We start from the raw sequence: 17,162 nt of genomic DNA on the forward strand, positions 1-17,162 counted from the left end.
TTGGCCCTTCCAGTCAGTCGCCCAGCGCTTGGCCTTCGCGCCGAGGATCGGCGCCGCCGTTCAGCGAGACCTTGCCTTGCGCGCCTCGCGTGCGAACGATGGCCTGTACGCCGCTGGTCATCTCGATCTCGCTCAGCGTGTGGCCCTTGTCTTTCAGCGCTTGCTTGAGCGTCGGGCTGAACAGGCCGGCCTCCAGTTCGGTCGCGCTATTGCGACTGCCGAAATTGGGCAGGTTGATGGCGGCCTGCGGATCGAGTTTCCAGTCGAGCATGGCCACCAGCGACTTGCTCACGTATTCGATGATTTGCGAGCCGCCGGGAGAGCCCACGGTGGCCAGCAGCTCCCCGCTCTGGCGGTCGAACACCAAGGTCGGCGCCATGGACGAGCGCGGCCGTTTGCCGGGTTGCACGCGGTTGGCCACAGGCTGGCCATTCTCTTCGGGGATAAATGAGAAGTCAGTCATCTGATTGTTGAGCAAAAAGCCCTGGACCATCAGGTGGGAGCCGAACGCGGCTTCCACGGTGGTGGTCATCGACACCGCACCACCCAGGTCATCCACGGCCACCACTTGCGAGGTGGAGATGCGCAGGGGCGAACGATCCGGCGCATACGCCACCTTCAGGCCGGCCGGTTGACCGGGCTTGGCTACACCCATGCTGCGCTCGCCGATCAACGTGGCGCGCTGGGCCAGGTAGTCCGGGGCGATCAGGCCGGCGACCGGAACCGGTGTGAAGTCGGTATCGGCCACATACAGGGCGCGATCGGCAAACGCCAGGCGCCCGGCTTCGGCGAGCAGATGCACGGCCTCGGGCGTCGGTTCCAGCCCGGCGGGCGACGGGCTCTTGAGCGGCGTCATCGATGCGATGGCCCAGCGTGGGTCACGGGCTTCCAATGCCTGCAAGGTACCCAGGATCTGCGCCACGGCAATCCCGCCGGAGGACGGCGGCGGCATGCCGCACACCCGCCATTGTTTGTAATCGCTGCACAGCGGTGCGCGTTCTTTGGCGACGTAGCGTTGCAGGTCGGCCTGAGACAGGCTGCCTGCGTTGCGATGGCCCTGGACCTTGCGCACGATTTCATCGGCGATCGGGCCAGTGTAGAGCGCGTCCGGCCCTTCCTTGGCGATGCGCTTGAACACCTGGGCCAGTGCCGGGTTTTGCAGCAGGGTACCGGTGGCTTTGGGGCTGCCGTCGGCGTTCAGAAAGTACGCCGCCATGTCCGGCGATTGGGCGATATACGGGTCGGCGGCAATCAGGCTGTGCAAGCGGGGTGAGATCGCGAAGCCTTGTTCCGCCAGACGGATCGCCGGCTCGAACAGTTTGGCCCACTGCAAGTGGCCGGTCTTTTTGTGCGCCATTTCCAGTGCGCGTAAAACCCCCGGTGTACCGACCGAGCGTCCGCCGATCTGCGCTTCGGGAAACGCCATCGGTTTGCCGTCGGCGTTGAGAAACAGCTGACCCGTCGCGCCGGCCGGTGCGGTTTCGCGGCCGTCGTACGCGTGCACCGTTTCGCCATCCCACAGCATGATGAATGCGCCGCCACCGATGCCCGAGGACTGCGGCTCCACCAAGGTCAACACCGCCTGCATCGCAATCGCGGCGTCAATCGCCGAGCCGCCCTGGCGCAACATCTCGCGTCCGGCTTGCGCAGCCAGCGGGTTGGCGGCGGCAGCCATATGGCGTTCGGCGTGACGGGTGGTGAGGTCGGTGCGATAACCCGAGCCCAGCTCCGGCGCCGGTGGTTGTTCGTTGACCGAGGTATGGCAGGCCGTCAGGGCCAGGGTTGCGGCGATGACCGTCAGTTGACGGCGAGAAATCGAAAACACGCGCTGAACTCCGTTCATGGTGAGCAAGATCCGTTGTCCTTTAGGTACGGCTTTTTTACAGGTAAATCGTGCCTTGCATGTACAGCGCGGCGTTGCCGGAGATAATCACGCGGTCGCCTTTGCACTGGCAGTGCAACTGGCCTTTGCGCAGGCCGCCTTGCTCGGCCGTCAGGTGGGATTTGCCCAGGCGCTCGGCCCAGAACGGGGCCAGCGAAGTGTGTGCCGAACCGGTGACCGGATCTTCGTTGACCCCCACATTCGGCCCGAACCAGCGGGAGATGAAGTCAAACCGCGTGCTGCGCGCGGTCACGGCGATCCCGCGTTTGGGTAGGCCCTTGAGGCGTGCAAAGTCCGGAGTCAGCGCGGCCACTTTAGCCTCATCCTGCACCAGCACAATGAAGTCATCGGTGTTGAATACGTCGGCATGCTCAATGCCCAGCGCGGCCAGCATACCGGCGGGTGGCTCGCACGGGTGGGGCACTTTGGCCGGGAAATCCATCGCCAGTTCGTCACCGTTGCGTGTCACCCGAAGCTCGCCGCTGCGGGTGGCAAAACGCAGCACGTCAGAGGTGTCCGCCAGTCGATGAATCAACACCCAAGCCGCCGCGAGCGTGGCGTGACCACACAGGTCCACTTCGACTTCGGGGGTAAACCAGCGCAACTCATAGCCATCGCCACGGCGCACGAAGTAGGCAGTTTCCGAGAGATTGTTCTCGGCGGCGATCGCTTGCAGCTGCTCATCAGGCAACCACTCAGTGAGCGGGCAGACTGCGGCCGGGTTGCCGCCGAAAGGCTGTTCGCTGAAGGCGTCGACTTGATAGATGTCCAGTTTCACCGCAGGGCACTCCGTGTGGGGGGAGGCTGGACACTAACAGTGGGTCAAGGGAGCGTCAAAATACAGTTGGGGAGTTTTTTTGTGCGCATCCTCAACCGGTATCAGTTCAAGACAGCGATGGCCTGGGCCAATTGGAAGTCACTCATATGTGGCGCTGGGTGGGACGCTTGATAGGCGCGTACCGCAGACTCAAATTTCGCGCCGCGAATCTCGCCGTCCGAGCCGATGAAGGCCAGGGCGTCGTTTTTGGCGTTGATGAATTTTTCGAAAGGCAACATCGTCAAATCGGTGGTGCCGATACTGAAAAGGAGGGGTATGCCGATCGTCATGATGGTGGCTCGCTCGCTAGGGCTTTTTTCTTCAAGGGCATGGGTGAGCAGTGGCAGGGCGGATAGCGCGAATGCCAAAAGCAGGGGATGAGAAGGCATCGAACAATGAACTCCTGTTGTATAGGGGGGAGGATATTAACCGAGCGATACTTTTTCGTGCGCACGAAAAAACGGCCTACCTTTCGGTAAGCCGTTTTTAGTACTTGGTGGCTACACAGGGACTTGAACCCCGGACCCCAGCATTATGAATGCTATGCTCTAACCAACTGAGCTATGTAGCCAAGTGGCGCGCATTATTCGCGCAGAACGACAATGCGTCAAGCGTTTATTTTGAATTTTTATCTACGCTTTCAACTGTTTAACCGAAACAGGGCTAAACGGCGACGAGCGGTGAGGTGGAAAACGGCATCGGTTGCCCGGCAAGCGTTTCCACCGGGCACTGTGAGGTAGGTTTCTGAAGCGGATATTCGGTTGGGCGATATCCCTGCCGCCCAACTATGGCTCCGGTTACGGCTGACGCGGGCTGTGGGTGACGCGCTTGAGTTGTTCGCGAGCCCGAGACAGGCGGGAGCGGACGGTGCCGATAGGTATGTCCAATACATCGGCGGTGTCTTGGTAGCTACCGTCGGTTTCCAGCGAGGCGTAGAGCGTTTTACGCATTTCCGTCGGCAGATGGTCGATGGCATTCAAGGTTTTTTCCAACCGGCGGTTGACCTCGAATTCCCAGTCCAGATTATTGTTTTCATCCTGGCCGTGCCACAGCGATTCGTCGAATTCACAGTGGACCGGCTTGGCATACATGCGCCTGAAGTGATTGCGAATCAGGTTCTGGGCGATGCCGCACATCCAGGTGCTGAGTGTTGCGATGCCGCTGTAGCGTTCACGGTTACGCCAGGCTTCCAAGTAGGTCAATTGCAGAAGATCGTCCGCATCCTCCGGGTTGAGCACCCGCTTGTGGATAAAGCGTCGGAGTTTTTTTTGCTCGTCGTCTGTCAGGTGATGCATGAATTGAGGCGAGCTGCCAACGAGGTGAGCTAAAGCTTCAATAGGGATATTCATGTTTTTTTCCTTTGGGTAGACGCAGTCGAAACATGTCGACAGGACCCCTTTAGCACTGCCTGTGCCAAACGGAAAAAACGCGTAAAACCATGATTTATATAATTAAATATCTTGAAAGGTTTGAGATTTGTGCAACCTGCCGCACGGCGGTCTACAGGCTTGTGCAAGTCCTTTCAAATTTGTCCTGAGCTCGTTTTTGATGGAACCGTTCAGGCAGGTCTTGCCACACAGGGAAACACTCTTCCTGTGCTGGTCAGTCCATGAAAGTCGAATCCAAAAATGATGTGCAAGCGCCCCAACGCTTGGATCAACCGGTTCTAAGTCCCGCTACTGTGGCGACGCCCGAGAAGGCGGCCGACGATCTTTCGTTCTTGTTCAGTCAGGAAGTGGACGCCAATTTCCGACCGTTGGCCGAGCGCAAGTTGGGGCTTCGCATCCCTCCCCTCGAACATATGGTGCAACTGTACGATCAGTTGGGTCATCCGGCCCAGGCGACCATGGCATCGATCGCGCGCCGAATCAGGATGCAATTGCTGAAGAAGGCCACTGTTGCACAGTTGCTGGAGCTGACGGGGCGAGACCCGGCCCGGGCTTTTGTGGTGCTCAAGTATGTGGCGGCCCATGCGGACAGCGAGGCGCGTCCGGTCGAGGCTGACTTGGCGCGCGATGCGATTGCCAGGCTGGAAATCCGTTTCAAGGGGGAGATCCAGGCCGGGCTGAACATCGCCTCGGCGCTGCAGGAGGCGGGTATCGATCCACAGGAGCGCCAGGCCCTGCGTACGCTCTACTACGCCAGCGTAGTAGCGCGGCAATCGCTGGCGACAATGATGCAGGCCTTGCTGGGCGTTTATGGTGGCGAGCGGTTTCACGACGGGCTCAAGATCATGCGTAAAGCCTTGGCGGACGATATTGCCGCGCTGGTGTCGTCAAGCCCCACGACCGTATTGCGCACCTTACTGTTGGGCCTGCAAAGCTGCGGACAGTTGAGCGGTGTATTGGCTGGCTGCCGTGCATTGATTGAGCGCCTGGGTATCGCGCATGACGCCGTGGAATTACTGCAGCGCCTATTGGGTTACGCCGGCAGCGGCATCGGGACCAGTGAGTTCTTGCGCTTGGGCAATGATCTGGGCGGTGGGCCGACCCTTGAGCAACTGGTCGCCCTCAACGCGCTTTATCCACTATTGCAGCAGATGCCCCTGGCATTGTGGCCGGACAATCAGACCCGCCATGAGACCCTGCATGCCCTCATGTTAGTGATCGATGAGTTGGACCGCGGTGTACGTGGGCCCACACGCTTCGCTGGCGAGCCGAGGGCCGCGACGTGACCGCATTGTCGGCCATCAACCGTGTTTTGCTTAAAGTGGCCCAACGCGCCGAAGTTCTCGGCGCGGTGGTGGTCATGGCCATCGTATTCATTTTTATCGTGCCGTTGCCCACCTGGCTGGTGGATATCCTGATTGCGCTGAACATCTGTATCTCGTGCCTGTTGATTGTTCTTGCGTTGTACTTGCCGGGGCCGCTGGCGTTTTCCTCGTTCCCGTCAATTCTGTTGCTGACCACCATGTTCCGACTCGCGCTGTCGATCGCGACCACGCGCCTGATCCTGCTGGAGCAGGATGCGGGCGACATTGTCGAGGCCTTCGGCAACTTCGTGGTGGGAGGCAACCTGGCGGTGGGCATGGTGATCTTCCTGATCCTTACGCTGGTCAACTTCCTGGTGATTACCAAGGGCTCGGAGCGGGTGGCCGAGGTTGCGGCGCGCTTTAGTCTGGATGCGATGCCAGGCAAACAGATGTCCATCGATAGTGACTTGCGTGCCGGCCTGATCGACGGTGCGCAGGCACGCGACAAGCGTGAGCAGTTGTCCCGTGAGAGCCAGTTGTTCGGCGCCATGGACGGGGCAATGAAGTTCGTCAAGGGCGACGCTATCGCAGGCTTGATCATTGTGGTGGTCAACCTGTTGGGCGGTTTCTCCACGGGCATGTTCCAGCATGGGTTGAGTGCATCGGACTCGATGGCGTTGTACTCGGTGCTGACCATCGGCGACGGGTTGATCGCGCAGATTCCTGCGCTATTGATCTCCCTGACGGCCGGCATGATCATCACCCGCGTGGCGCCGGAGGGGCGCAGAGGCATCAGTAATATGGGGGCCGAAATCGCCCGCCAAATGACCAGCGAGCCCAAGAGCTGGGTGATTGCATCGGTGGGGATGCTGGCCTTCGCCGTGGTGCCTGGGATGCCGACAGGGGTGTTTATCCTGATCTCGCTGATCACGGGAACCTTGGGCTATTACCTGATGCGCCAGCGTCAGAAACAGGCAGAACCTGCCGCTGAAACCACCGAAGTCGTGCGTCCTGAAGAGAACGGCCGAGAGGACTTGCGCGGCTTCGATCCATCGCGACCGTACCTGTTGCAGTTCCCCCCGTCCCTGCGCGGAACGCCGGAAGTGACCGATCTTATTCACGGGATCCGACAGTCGCGAAATGCACTGGTGGCCAATATCGGCCTGACGCTGCCGCCCTTCGAAGTCGAGCTGGATGATTCATTGCCCGACGATGAAATGCGTTTCTGTGTGCATGAAGTGCCGATGGTCAAAGCGTCGCTCGTCAGCCTTCTGGCGGTCGATCGCAAAGCGCTGACGGTGGAGCCTGAGCATGGCATACCCGGGTCGGTTGAGCGTGACGAGCAGAACTGGATCTGGCTGCCGCCGAATGACCCGCTGCTCGACGACCCGCAATTGGAGCGTTTCACCGCGACGGCCTTGATCATCGAGCGCATGAAGCAAGCCATGATGCTCAGTGGGCCGCAGTTCCTTGGGATCCAGGAGAGCAAATCAATCCTCAGTTGGCTGGAGCACAACCAGCCGGAATTGGTGCAGGAACTGCAACGCATCATGCCGCTGTCGCGCTTTTCGGCGGTGCTGCAGCGCCTGGCCAGTGAGGGAGTGCCGTTGCGGGCGGTGCGGCTGATCGTCGAGTCGCTGATCGAGTACGGTCAGCATGAGCGGGAGCCGGAAGCCCTGGCCGACTACGCGCGTATTGCCCTCAAGGCGCAGATCTTCCACCAGTACAGCGAAGCCGATGGGCTGCATGCCTGGCTGCTCTCGCCCCAGAGTGAAAACATTTTGCGTGAAGCCCTGCGCCAGACCCAGACCGGTGTGTTCTTCGCGCTGGACGACGAACACAGCGCGGCATTGATCAACCTGCTCAATCAGGCCTTTACCGTGAGACCCAAAAGCAAAAGCGTGCTGCTGGTAGCGCAAGACCTGCGCAGCCCGCTGCGTACCCTGCTGGTGGAGGAGTTCAACCACGTTGCCGTGTTGTCGTTTGCCGAGTTGGCGAGTACCTCCAAGGTCAAGGTAATGGGGCGCATCGATCTGGGCCAGGACGAGCTGATGCGTGGTGCGGTGGCATGAGGATCTCGCCATGGCCTGTGTGGAGGGCTCTATGATGTTTGAGCTGCGGGTACTTGATGGCCTGAGTCAGGGCGCTGCGTTGCCATTGTTTGGTGAGCAGTGGAGCATCGGCGCTCATGCGGATGCTGACCTGGTGCTTAACGGTCCGGGGATCGAAGAGCAGCATGCGCGTCTTCGTTTTACTGACGCTAATTGGTTGGTGCAGGCAGAGGCGGGGCTGCTGCGAGACGCCGAAGGGCGCATGCTGGCGCAGATCGCGAACCTGGAGCTGAACGTACCGTTTTGGGTGGGCGAGGTGCAGCTGTGTGTCACCTTGGCCGATCAGCCCTGGCGCCAACCTAGCGCGCCGGCATCGGTGTCACCGCCCCCGGCCCCTGAACCGGCACGGGGGTTCACGCTGTCGTCCATCCCGCAAGCACAGCAAAAGCGCCTGATCAGCGTGGTGTTGGTGATCACGGCCATCATTGTAGTGATGGGCATGATTTCAACCGGGGAGCCCGAGGCCCAGGCTTCCTTGATGCCGCCGGTAGTCCAAAAGCACGAATTGGCCACGCCGTTTGAAGTGCGCCAGCAACTGTTGAAGATGCTCGGCGAGCGTGAGTTGAACCAGCGCGTCAGTCTGCAAGTGATCAATGGTCAGGTTGCCCTCAGCGGTGATGTTTCCCAAGAAGAGGTGGAACTGGTGGCGCGCATGCTTGCCCGTTTTGGCGAGCAGTTCGACAGTGCCGTGCCGGTGATCAGCCGTGTGCGCGCGCGCGATGGGGCACTGCCTTTCAAGATTGTGCAAATCGTCGGCGGGCCCAATGGCCATGTGGTCCTGGAAGAGGGCGGCCGACTGTTTGTCGGAGACGAAGTGGAAGGGCTGCGGCTGGTGCTGATCGACAACAGCAAGGTGGTCTTCGATGGCGCCCAGCGTTATGAGGTGCGTTGGTGAGTTTGGATGTGCAAGCGCGGCTTGAGGTTTGGCGACAGCGTCAGGCCCAGTCACTGGCCAGTTTTGCGCCGGTGACAATGCGCGGTCGCATCCAGCGCGTTAACGGCATGCTGCTGCAGTGCCGCTTGCCGCAGGCGCGTATCGGCGATTTGTGCCAGGTGGAAAAAAGCCCCGGCGACTACATGCTCGCCGAGATCATCGGTTTCGATCAGCAGGACGCGGTACTCAGTGCCCTGGGTAATCTCGAAGGCGTGCGGGTGGGGGCCGGCGTGGAGCGCCTGGGTGTCTCCCATCGGGTGCAGGTCAGCGATGCGCTACTGGGCCAGGTGCTGGATGGCTTTGGGCGGCCGATCACGGGGGAGGGGCCCAGCGCCTTTGTCGAGGCTGACTTGCCAGACACCAGAGCCGTGTTATGTGAGGCGCCGTTGCCCACCGAGCGACCCAGGATCAACCGGGCGCTGGCCACCGGCGTGCGTTCGATCGATGGCCTGATGACGTTGGGCGAGGGGCAGCGCGTAGGCCTGTTCGCCGGGGCCGGTTGCGGCAAGACCACCTTGCTGGCCGAGATCGCGCGCAACGTCGAATGCGATGTCATCGTGTTCGGCCTGATCGGCGAACGGGGTCGTGAATTGCGTGAGTTTCTCGATCATGAACTGGACGAACAACTGCGCGCCAAAGCGGTACTGGTGTGCGCCACCTCCGACCGCTCCAGCATGGAGCGCGCCCGCGCCGCGTTTACCGCCACGGCATTGGCGGAAAGTTTTCGTCGCAAGGGGCAGCGGGTATTGCTGCTGATTGACTCCTTGACTCGATTCGCCAGGGCCCAGCGCGAAATCGGCCTGGCTGCCGGCGAACCCTTGGGACGCGGAGGCTTGCCACCGTCGGTTTATAGCCTGCTGCCTCGCCTGGTGGAACGTGCCGGGTTGACCCGCGACGGCGTGATCACGGCGATCTATACGGTACTGATCGAGCAGGATTCCATGAACGATCCGGTGGCCGATGAAGTTCGCTCGCTGCTCGACGGCCACATCGTGCTGTCACGCAAATTGGCCGAGCGCGGGCACTACCCGGCGGTGGATGTGCTGGCGAGCCTTTCACGGATTTTGAGCAACGTCGCGGCCCCTGAAGATATCCAGGCCGGCACCGGGTTGAGACGATTGCTCTCGGCCTACCAACAGATCGAGCTGATGCTCAAGTTGGGGGAGTACCAACCCGGCAGCGACCCGCTCACTGACCTCGCGGTGGACAGCCGTCAGGCGGTCGATGGTTTCCTGCGCCAGGATCTGCGCGAGCCTACGCCGATGGCGCACACGCTGGAGCGACTCAAGGAGCTCACCGCCCATGTCCCATTCTGATGTATTGCAGGGTGAGGTGGAGACGCTGCGACGTCTGCGCCGGCATCGAGCCGACCGTGCCGAGCGCGCGCTACGCGAGGCCAAGCGCGCCCAGCAGGCGCTGCTCGCCCATATCCAACGGGCCAAGGACGCCCTTGAACAGACTCGACAGGAAGAGGCGCGCAAAAGTGCTGAATTGCTCAGTCAGCATCAGGGGCAGGTGCTGAGCCTGAAGGAGTTGAAAGCCTGGGGCGCGCGGGAACGCTCGTTATCTGCCAGTACCCGGCGCGAACAAGGCCAGTTGGTGCAACTACAAGATCAGCAAGGCGAAAAGGAACGCCGCGTTGGAAGCGCTCAGAAGCACGTCACCGAGTGTCTGCGGCAAGTGGAAAAACTTCAGGAGTTATCGCTCCTTCTGGCTCAGGAGCCGACATGACCCAGGTTTCAAATAAACCCACCGAGCGGCCGCGTCCAAGTGAGGCGCGTGAGGAGCGCGAGCACGGATCTACCGGCGAAGTGGTCTGGGAGCCGGGGCGATTGTTCGCTCAGCTGTTTGCCGATAACGATGAAGGCTTTGGGTCAGGAGCGTCCTTATCAGGCGTCAAGACATCCACCGATGCCGTCATGATGCAGGCCCTCGCCGAACAGTTGGCCCCTCGTATACAGGCCGGCTCCCACTGGCCGCTGCAGGCGGTGTTGTATTTACCCCGGCTGGGGCGGATCAACGCCAGCGTGCGCCGTGAGCAGAACGCCTGGACCATCGAACTGGAAGCGGAACATGACGCCACGGCGCGCTGGCTCAGCGGCGTGCGACAACAGTGTGAAGAGCGGTTTTCGGGAGAGCTGGGGCTGCCGGTCAATCTGCTTCTGCCGGCTGTCGGGTGCGCATGATAGTGCCGACCTTAACTTTACCTTCGATCAGGGCCACCACGGTTGCCGCGCGCCGTCGCCTGGGGCGCGGCCTGCGTCTGGCGTTTCAGGTTGCCGGCCAGAACGGTGAATTGCGACTGGAGCCTGGGCGAGCGCCCACACGGCCCGAGGTCTTTTGCTTCGAGACCGCGTGTGGCGTGCTGGCGTTCGCGCAAGCAGGGCCGGTGCTCAGCCTGCTGGGCGAGTGCCCGGTGACACTGGCCCCTTCCGGCAACGATCCGGATTCTTGGTTTTGGGCTGTGTTCCAACACCACCTTAGCCCGCAGGTGAGTGCGCTGTTGGGGCATGTGCGCTTGCTGGAAACCGACCGTCCCAAGGGGTTTGGTTGCCGACTCTGCATCACCCTGGGGGCCTCTCGGGTGGACAGCTTTGTGTGGCTGACGCCTGACAGCTTCCTGGCGTTGTGCGAGGCCGGGCCCTGGCGCGACACCGCCGAGCCGATGCCGGCGCGATTCCAGCTGGCAATTGCCGTGACCCTTGGGCGCTTGCAGTTACCGATTGCACAGGTGCGCGGTCTGCGCACAGGCGATGTGCTGATGCTTGAACAGCCGTTTTTTCAAGCCCAGGGCAACGGGTATCTACAGGTCGGCAAACAGCGACTGCATGGCTGTATTGACGATGCCAGCGGGGCTTTGTGCCTGACCCTTACTTCTATCGAGGACACGTCTGTGGACGAAGAATTTTCAGCCCCTCATTACTCGGGATATGAGGAAGATGAGCCCGTGGTGGATGTGTTTGGCCACGAACCGTTCGATGAATTGAGCATGGCGTTGAACGTGCGCTGCGGCACGTTGAACCTTACGTTGGGTGAGCTGCGTAATCTTGCGCCCGGCTCGGTGCTGGGTATTGCCGGTTACGCGCCGGGAATGGCGGGCCTCTATTACGGCGACCGCCCCATCGGTCAGGGGCAGTTGGTGGAGGTTGACGGACGCCTGGGGTTGCAGTTGTCCCGCGTGATGTTCGGCCGATGATACTTCAGGGGCTAGACCCCCTCGTTCTCGCGCTTTTTCTTGGGGCGCTGTCGCTGATGCCCCTATTGTTGGTCATCTGCACATCGTTTTTGAAAATCGTGATTGTGCTGATGATTACCCGAAATGCCATCGGCGTGCAGCAGGTGCCGCCCAGCATGGCAATCAATGGCATCGCGTTGGCCGCGACGTTATTTATCATGGCGCCGGTGGGGTACGAGATCGCTGAGAGCGTCAAGGCCTCGCCTTTGGACATGAGCAACGTGCAAACGGTACTGCAGACGGGTGGAGAAGCCATCAAGCCGTTGCGTGCCTTCATGCTGCGTAACGTGGACCCGGATGTGCTGACCCATCTGCTGGAAAATACGGCGCGGCTATGGCCTGCGCAGATGGCGCAAGAGGTGCAGCGCGAGGACCTGATCCTGTTGATCCCAGCCTTTGTGCTGTCGCAGTTGCAGGCCGGCTTCGAGATCGGCTTCCTGATCTACATTCCCTTTATCGTGATCGACCTGATTGTCTCCAACCTGCTGCTGGCGCTGGGTATGCAGATGGTCTCACCCATGACCATTTCCCTGCCGCTCAAACTGCTGTTGTTCGTGCTGGTGTCCGGCTGGTCGCGGCTGCTCGACAGCCTGTTCCTTTCCTACCTCTGAGTGGCTTATGGACCCGATCGTGCTGTTCAAGCAAGGCATGTTGCTGGTGGTGGTGTTGTCGGCGCCGCCGTTGATCGTGGCGGTGGTGGTCGGTGTGCTGACGTCTCTGGTGCAAGCATTGATGCAGGTCCAGGACCAGACGTTGCCCTTTGGCATCAAGCTGGTGGCGGTGGGTATCACACTGATCATGACCGGACGCTGGATTGGTGTGGAGTTGATCCAACTGATCAACCTGACCTTCGACATGATCGGCCGCTCGGCCCTGAACTGAGGCCCCGCCTGTGCTGCTCTACCTTGAATTCCTGCCCAGCCTGCTGATCGGCATGGCGCGTATTTACCCCTGTGCCATCCTGGTGGCGGCGTTTTGTTTCCAGCACATACGCGGGATGCCTCGGCACACCATTGTGATGGTCATGGCATTGATGCCTGCGCCGGGTATTCACGCGGCGCTGCAGGGGCAGGATTACTCGGCGCTTATGCTCGGCGGGCTGGTGCTCAAGGAGGTGGCGCTCGGGCTGTTGCTGGGCGTGTTGCTGGCGATGCCGTTCTGGATGTTCGAAGCCGTGGGGGCGTTGCTTGACAACCAGCGCGGTGCGTTGGCCGGTGGCCAGCTCAACCCTTCATTGGGGCCGGATGCCACGCCGATCGGGCATCTATTCAAGCAGCTGGCGATTTTTCTGCTGATGGTCAGCCTGGGCTTGGGCGCGTTGACCCAGGTGATCTGGGACAGCTACTTGATCTGGCCACCGACCGTTTGGTTTCCGCTGCCCGCACCGAATGGCATGAGTGTATTCGTCGGCCTGCTGGGCGATACCTTCACGCACATGATGTTGTACGCCGCGCCCTTCATAGCGGTGCTGTTGTTGCTGGAGTTCGGCATCGCATTATTGGGGGTTTACAGCCAGCAGCTGCAGGTGAGTACGCTGGCGCCGCCGGTCAAGTGTCTGGCAGGTATTGGTATTGTGCTGTTGTACTTTGCATTGCTGCAGGACCTGATCGTGGGGCGCATGCTCCAGCTCGGCGAGCTTAAACACTCGCTGGGGCTGATGTTCAAGGCTACGGGCTCATGAGTGACTCGGGGGAAAAAAAGCACCCGGCGTCCGCCAAGAAACTGCGCGACCAACGTAAGAAGGGCCAGGTCGCCCAGAGTCAGGACGTCCCTAAGTTACTGGTACTCACGGCCATCAGTGAGATCGCCTTGTTGACCGCCGAAACCAGCCTTCAGCGCTTCCAGCAATTGATGGCGTTGCCGATGTCGCGCTTCAACGAGCCGTTTGTACGGGCGTTGGAAGAAGTGATGGTTGAAGGGCTGGTGATGTTCGCGTCGTTTGCCCTGTTGATGGTCGGGGTAGCGATCACGACGAAGCTGATCAGCAGTTGGATGCAATTCGGGTTGTTGTTCGCCCCGGAGGCCCTGAAGCTCGATTTCAATCGCGTCAATCCGGTCAGCCAGCTCAAACAAATGTTCTCTGCCCAGTCGGTGATGAATCTGTTGATGAGCATCGCCAAGGCATTCCTGATTGGCCTGGTGGTGTACGTGGTGGTCTGGCCTTCGCTGGGTGCTCTGATCAACCTGGCAACCAGCGATTTGCCCAGTTACGTGTTGGGGCTGATCGCCCTGTTTCGTCACTTGCTGCATGCCTGTCTCGGGTTGTTATTGGTGCTGGCCCTGATCGACCTGGCTTTACAGAAGCATTTCTTCGCCAAGCGTATGCGCATGACCCAGGTCGAGGTCGTCAAAGAGTACAAGGACATGGAGGGCGACCCTCATGTGAAGGGCCAGCGTCGTGCGTTGGCGCAGCAACTGGCCCAGGAGGAACCCAAGGTCAAGCTGCCCAAGCTGGAGGAGGCCGATATGCTGGTGGTCAACCCGACGCACTTTGCGGTGGCCCTGTATTACCGCCCAGGTAAGACGCCGCTGCCGCTGCTGATCAGCAAAGGTACGGACGCCGACGCCCGTCGACTGATCGTACGGGCGAAGGCTGCCGAGGTGCCGGTGATCCAGTGCGTTTGGTTGGCCCGTACGCTCTACGAGAAAAAACTGGGTGCCAGCATTCCCCGCGAAACCTTGCAGGCCGTGGCGTTGATCTACCGGACCTTGCGTGAGCTGGATGACGGAGCCAAACGCGAAACCCTGGAGTTGCCGGAGCTTGAGCGGCGCTGATCAGCGGCTGGAGGTCGTGTCCAGGGCGCTGAGGTTAGTCAGCGATAACATCCGGCTGAGGATCTTGTCCAGCGCGTTACGCGCCGTAGGCAGCGCGTGCCAAATCACCAAAGCGTTTTGGGCGTCGAGGTAGGCAAAGCAGCCATCGTACAGAGATGCATGCTCAAAGCGTCGCTCCAGGACCTGTTGCAGTTGCCCGGATTGCAGCGCTTCACGCGCGATGAGCAAAGCCATCCCTGGCTGCTTGCCGGCTTGCAGTGCGCATACTTTGATTCCGGGAGCGAGTTGCAGGTGAGCAGCAGCGCCGCTCACCAGATTGTCCAGAAACACCTGGCGTTGTGCGTCGGGCATTTCTTTTGCGCTCATCGTTCCAGGGAGACCGTTTGATAGTCTTTTCGCTCCCCGGCGGGGCCAGGCTCGACACGCATCTGCGGTGGCCACCAGATCACCATTTTGTCCTTGGTCGATTGCGGGCGAGAGCACGAGTCGCCCTTGCAGGTGGGGGTGCAGCCGGCGACGAGCAACGCGGTGGCGATCAGGGTGACGCAGAGTAGGCGGTGTTTCATGGCATAGCCTTTTGAGCTGGAGTGATCAAAGAAGGGCGCGGCACGCTACGGTGTTCATCCTTCACCACAGGGCGCATGGCGATAAAAACCTCGGCTTCTTCACCCGGCTTGAGCCAGGCACGCGGCCACACGCTGACGGCCAAGGTCTGGGCGTTGCTGCATTCCTTTTCGTCGATACGCACATTGCGATTGAACTGGTTGCGCAGCACTACGACTGCCACGTTGTACTCGGGGCCGGCATACCATTGGCTACGCTCGGTGTTCAGAGCCAGCAAGTCGCGGGTGCTGCACAGCGTATTCAAGCCCAGCGGCATCGGTGCGGCCTTGAAGGGCTTAGGCACTTCACCGCTGACCAAATGCGCCAGGGTACTGATGATATCGCTGCGCTTGATCACCGGCGGGTGAGGGGCATTGCGACGGGCCAATGGCGCAAGGGCCTTCTGCAATTCAACCTGGTCGGCCTGGGGCAAGTAGCGTGACGGGTCGGACTGATCGCCGATGACCCTTGGGGTCAGGATGAACAAGCGCTCTCGCCGGTTGTTCTGCCGTTCGGTCGAGGAGAACAGCGCCTTGCCCAACAGCGGAATATCACCCAGCAGCGGCACCTTGTTGTGTTTGTCGGTGTTTTCAGTGACATGGAAGCCACCGACCACCAGCGAACGTTTCTCCGCCATCACCGCCTGGGTACTAACCTTGCCGCGGCGCACATCAAGGTTGCCTGGGATGGGGTTGGACTCGTCGAAGTTGCCGTCTTCGATATCCACCGCCAGATGGATCTGATGGCCGCCACGGCTGGTGATCACACGGGGCACCACCTGGAAACTGGTTCCCACAGTGACGGGCAAGATGGTTGCATTCTCTCTACCGGGCGTCAGGTACTGCGTGCGGTTGAAGTCGATCACCGCAGGTTGGTTTTCCAGCGTGAGCACCGAGGGATTGGAGACCATGGTCGCCAGGCCCTTGGCCTCCAGGGCACGAATGTCCGCATAGAAGCGATCGCGGTGTTCGATCGACAACTGTGACGACGTGCCCGGGGCCAGATTGGCCCCGCCGCGGAACCGGCTGTTCTGGAACCCCCAGTTGACCCCGAACTCCCGCAATTGCGTGCGCTCGATATCGAGGATGATCGCGTCGATTTCCACCAGCTTGCGCGCCACATCGAGTTGGGTGATCAGCTCGCGGTACATGGCCTGGCGTTCCGGCAAGTCGTAAATCAGCACCGCGTTATTGCGCAAATCGGCTTCAACCCTGATCCGACTGTTGGAAACCGGGGCGCGCGGGGTGAGCGCGGGGCCGGTGTCCAGTGATGTCGGGTTGGCGTTAGCACCGAGCATCTGGCCCAGCAACGGGTTGCCTAACCGGGGAATGTTGGGTGTGAGCGGCGCGGGGGGTGAGGCTGGACGCTGGCTCAGACTCGAGAGCCCCGAAAGCTTCGAAGTGGAGCGTGGTTCCAGCAGCCCGCGTAAAATGCTGGCGACACCGGGAATGTTGAGTTTTTCTCCGCGGTAATCCACCTGGCGGTCCGTTGCATTGGCAAACTTCAACGGGTAACTCAACACGCTCTGTTTTTCATCCGGTGAGCGGCGCTGGCTGCTGAACTGCTTGATCTGTTCGATATAGCGCTTGGGGCCGGAGACGAGTACGACCCCGTCTTCGGGCAACTCTCCCCAACCGAAACGGCTATCGAGCAGTCCGATATCGGTCAACGCCTGCTTGAGGTCGGAAATCGTCTCTGATGAGACCTCCAGGCGTGCTGACTCCTGCTGATCCAGCGTGCTGATGTAAAGCGTGTTGTTGTAGAGGTACCACTGGAAACGGTGTTCGACACCTAGTCTGTCCAGTAGTGACTGTGGGGTGTTCGCGCGGATCTTGCCGTTGACGTCCCCCTCCAGCAGGCCCTCGATGTGCAATTGCGTGCCAAAGGTCTGGGCGAAGTCTTCGAGGACTTCCCGTAGTGGTTTGTGTTCGGCCTCATAGGCGTAGGCGGTGTTTTTCCATTCCGGGGGAATGGCGGCCAGGGCGCTTTGCGCAGGTATCAGCAACCAGGGGAGTGTGAGTAGGCAACGCCAGGTGGCAAGCCTTGACGATGTTCCGGGCAAGGCAATAGGCATGCGGTTATAGCTCTGGGTCTTGTTGTACATAGAGTTCTC

The 17,162-nt window shown here is 60.6% G+C and carries 18 protein-coding genes and 1 tRNA gene; 11 read left to right on the forward strand and 8 right to left on the reverse strand.

All coding sequences use genetic code 11. The features are described from left to right. Positions 1-13 precede the first annotated feature (13 nt). The 5 genes from ggt to HRH33_RS04385 all read right to left on the reverse strand — a co-directional run bounded on the left by ggt (position 14) and on the right by HRH33_RS04385 (position 4,048). Positions 14-1,843, reverse strand: a complete 1,830-nt coding sequence (gene ggt, locus HRH33_RS04365) for a gamma-glutamyltransferase (RefSeq protein ID WP_094065222.1) — start codon at positions 1,841-1,843, stop codon at positions 14-16. A gap of 37 nt (positions 1,844-1,880) precedes the next feature. Beyond that, on the reverse strand, positions 1,881-2,660 hold the full coding sequence (locus tag HRH33_RS04370; RefSeq protein ID WP_167417795.1) for a PhzF family phenazine biosynthesis protein: 780 nt from the start codon (positions 2,658-2,660) through the stop codon (positions 1,881-1,883). A 101-nt stretch (positions 2,661-2,761) separates the two neighbouring features. Beyond that, on the reverse strand, positions 2,762-3,088 hold the full coding sequence (locus tag HRH33_RS04375; protein ID WP_167417794.1) for a DUF2388 domain-containing protein: 327 nt from the start codon (positions 3,086-3,088) through the stop codon (positions 2,762-2,764). A 105-nt stretch (positions 3,089-3,193) separates the two neighbouring features. Further along, positions 3,194-3,270, reverse strand: a tRNA-Met gene (locus tag HRH33_RS04380). A 226-nt stretch (positions 3,271-3,496) separates the two neighbouring features. Continuing rightward, positions 3,497-4,048, reverse strand: coding sequence for an RNA polymerase sigma factor (locus HRH33_RS04385; protein ID WP_034136779.1), 552 nt, complete (start codon positions 4,046-4,048; stop codon positions 3,497-3,499). Between the two features lie 260 nt (positions 4,049-4,308). On the opposite strand from HRH33_RS04385, the gene sctW reads away from it, so the two are divergent. The 11 genes from sctW to sctU are packed head-to-tail and all read left to right on the forward strand — an operon-like array spanning position 4,309 to position 14,446. After that, on the forward strand, positions 4,309-5,373 hold the full coding sequence (gene sctW, locus HRH33_RS04390) for a type III secretion system gatekeeper subunit SctW (protein WP_167417793.1): 1,065 nt from the start codon (positions 4,309-4,311) through the stop codon (positions 5,371-5,373). Next, positions 5,370-7,463: a type III secretion system export apparatus subunit SctV gene (gene sctV / locus HRH33_RS04395; protein ID WP_167417792.1), complete on the forward strand. Its 2,094-nt coding sequence runs from the start codon at positions 5,370-5,372 to the stop codon at positions 7,461-7,463. The genes sctW and sctV overlap by 4 nt, the downstream gene beginning before the upstream one ends. A 34-nt stretch (positions 7,464-7,497) precedes the next feature. Continuing rightward, positions 7,498-8,397, forward strand: a complete 900-nt coding sequence (locus HRH33_RS04400) for an FHA domain-containing protein (protein WP_167417805.1) — start codon at positions 7,498-7,500, stop codon at positions 8,395-8,397. Further along, on the forward strand, positions 8,394-9,752 hold the full coding sequence (locus HRH33_RS04405) for a FliI/YscN family ATPase (protein WP_167417791.1): 1,359 nt from the start codon (positions 8,394-8,396) through the stop codon (positions 9,750-9,752). Before HRH33_RS04400 ends, HRH33_RS04405 begins: the two co-directional genes overlap by 4 nt. Continuing rightward, positions 9,739-10,167, forward strand: coding sequence for a type III secretion system stalk subunit SctO (gene sctO / locus HRH33_RS04410; RefSeq protein ID WP_034136783.1), 429 nt, complete (start codon positions 9,739-9,741; stop codon positions 10,165-10,167). Before HRH33_RS04405 ends, sctO begins: the two co-directional genes overlap by 14 nt. Further along, positions 10,164-10,622 carry a type III secretion system HrpP C-terminal domain-containing protein gene (locus tag HRH33_RS04415; RefSeq protein WP_167417790.1) on the forward strand — a complete coding sequence of 153 codons (459 nt, stop codon included), beginning with the start codon at positions 10,164-10,166 and terminating at the stop codon, positions 10,620-10,622. The genes sctO and HRH33_RS04415 overlap by 4 nt, the downstream gene beginning before the upstream one ends. Next, positions 10,619-11,632 (forward strand): FliM/FliN family flagellar motor switch protein, encoded by a 1,014-nt coding sequence (locus HRH33_RS04420; RefSeq protein WP_167417789.1) that lies wholly within the window; start codon positions 10,619-10,621, stop codon positions 11,630-11,632. Before HRH33_RS04415 ends, HRH33_RS04420 begins: the two co-directional genes overlap by 4 nt. Next, positions 11,629-12,282: a type III secretion system export apparatus subunit SctR gene (gene sctR, locus HRH33_RS04425; RefSeq protein WP_123480738.1), complete on the forward strand. Its 654-nt coding sequence runs from the start codon at positions 11,629-11,631 to the stop codon at positions 12,280-12,282. Before HRH33_RS04420 ends, sctR begins: the two co-directional genes overlap by 4 nt. A 7-nt stretch (positions 12,283-12,289) precedes the next feature. Next, a complete protein-coding gene (sctS, locus tag HRH33_RS04430; protein WP_034095768.1) occupies positions 12,290-12,553 on the forward strand; it encodes a type III secretion system export apparatus subunit SctS in 264 nt (87 codons plus the stop codon). A 10-nt stretch (positions 12,554-12,563) separates the two neighbouring features. Then, positions 12,564-13,352, forward strand: coding sequence for a type III secretion system export apparatus subunit SctT (gene sctT / locus HRH33_RS04435; RefSeq protein ID WP_034136787.1), 789 nt, complete (start codon positions 12,564-12,566; stop codon positions 13,350-13,352). Continuing rightward, positions 13,349-14,446, forward strand: coding sequence for a type III secretion system export apparatus subunit SctU (gene sctU / locus HRH33_RS04440; RefSeq protein ID WP_167417788.1), 1,098 nt, complete (start codon positions 13,349-13,351; stop codon positions 14,444-14,446). Before sctT ends, sctU begins: the two co-directional genes overlap by 4 nt. Here sctU and HRH33_RS04445 read toward each other — a convergent pair whose 3' ends face one another. From HRH33_RS04445 to sctC, 3 genes are read right to left on the reverse strand one after another with little or no spacing between them, the layout of a single operon-like run. Beyond that, positions 14,447-14,797 carry a transcriptional regulator gene (locus HRH33_RS04445; protein WP_167417787.1) on the reverse strand — a complete coding sequence of 117 codons (351 nt, stop codon included), beginning with the start codon at positions 14,795-14,797 and terminating at the stop codon, positions 14,447-14,449. A gap of 11 nt (positions 14,798-14,808) precedes the next feature. Next, complete coding sequence (hrpT, locus tag HRH33_RS04450; RefSeq protein WP_034136789.1) at positions 14,809-15,012, reverse strand: HrpT family type III secretion system protein; 204 nt, start codon at positions 15,010-15,012, stop codon at positions 14,809-14,811. Continuing rightward, positions 15,009-17,123, reverse strand: coding sequence for a type III secretion system outer membrane ring subunit SctC (gene sctC / locus HRH33_RS04455; protein ID WP_425326818.1), 2,115 nt, complete (start codon positions 17,121-17,123; stop codon positions 15,009-15,011). Before sctC ends, hrpT begins: the two co-directional genes overlap by 4 nt. Positions 17,124-17,162: the final 39 nt, after the last annotated feature.

Source organism: Pseudomonas rhodesiae, assembly GCF_013285305.1.
Taxonomy (GTDB): Bacteria; Pseudomonadota; Gammaproteobacteria; order Pseudomonadales; family Pseudomonadaceae; genus Aquipseudomonas; species Aquipseudomonas rhodesiae.

Bases quoted from the DNA above. Each gene is read 5' to 3' on its own strand.
- ggt (WP_094065222.1), bottom strand. From the start codon at position 1,843: ATGAACGGAGTTCAGCGCGTGTTTTCGATTTCTCGCCGTCAACTGACG.
- HRH33_RS04375 (WP_167417794.1), bottom strand. From the start codon at position 3,088: ATGCCTTCTCATCCCCTGCTTTTGGCATTCGCGCTATCCGCCCTGCCA.
- HRH33_RS04385 (WP_034136779.1), bottom strand. From the start codon at position 4,048: ATGAATATCCCTATTGAAGCTTTAGCTCACCTCGTTGGCAGCTCGCCT.
- sctW (WP_167417793.1), top strand. From the start codon at position 4,309: ATGAAAGTCGAATCCAAAAATGATGTGCAAGCGCCCCAACGCTTGGAT.
- HRH33_RS04400 (WP_167417805.1), top strand. From the start codon at position 7,498: ATGTTTGAGCTGCGGGTACTTGATGGCCTGAGTCAGGGCGCTGCGTTG.
- sctO (WP_034136783.1), top strand. From the start codon at position 9,739: ATGTCCCATTCTGATGTATTGCAGGGTGAGGTGGAGACGCTGCGACGT.
- HRH33_RS04415 (WP_167417790.1), top strand. From the start codon at position 10,164: ATGACCCAGGTTTCAAATAAACCCACCGAGCGGCCGCGTCCAAGTGAG.
- HRH33_RS04420 (WP_167417789.1), top strand. From the start codon at position 10,619: ATGATAGTGCCGACCTTAACTTTACCTTCGATCAGGGCCACCACGGTT.
- sctR (WP_123480738.1), top strand. From the start codon at position 11,629: ATGATACTTCAGGGGCTAGACCCCCTCGTTCTCGCGCTTTTTCTTGGG.
- sctS (WP_034095768.1), top strand. From the start codon at position 12,290: ATGGACCCGATCGTGCTGTTCAAGCAAGGCATGTTGCTGGTGGTGGTG.
- sctU (WP_167417788.1), top strand. From the start codon at position 13,349: ATGAGTGACTCGGGGGAAAAAAAGCACCCGGCGTCCGCCAAGAAACTG.
- HRH33_RS04445 (WP_167417787.1), bottom strand. From the start codon at position 14,797: ATGCCCGACGCACAACGCCAGGTGTTTCTGGACAATCTGGTGAGCGGC.
- hrpT (WP_034136789.1), bottom strand. From the start codon at position 15,012: ATGAAACACCGCCTACTCTGCGTCACCCTGATCGCCACCGCGTTGCTC.
- sctC (WP_425326818.1), bottom strand. From the start codon at position 17,123: ATGCCTATTGCCTTGCCCGGAACATCGTCAAGGCTTGCCACCTGGCGT.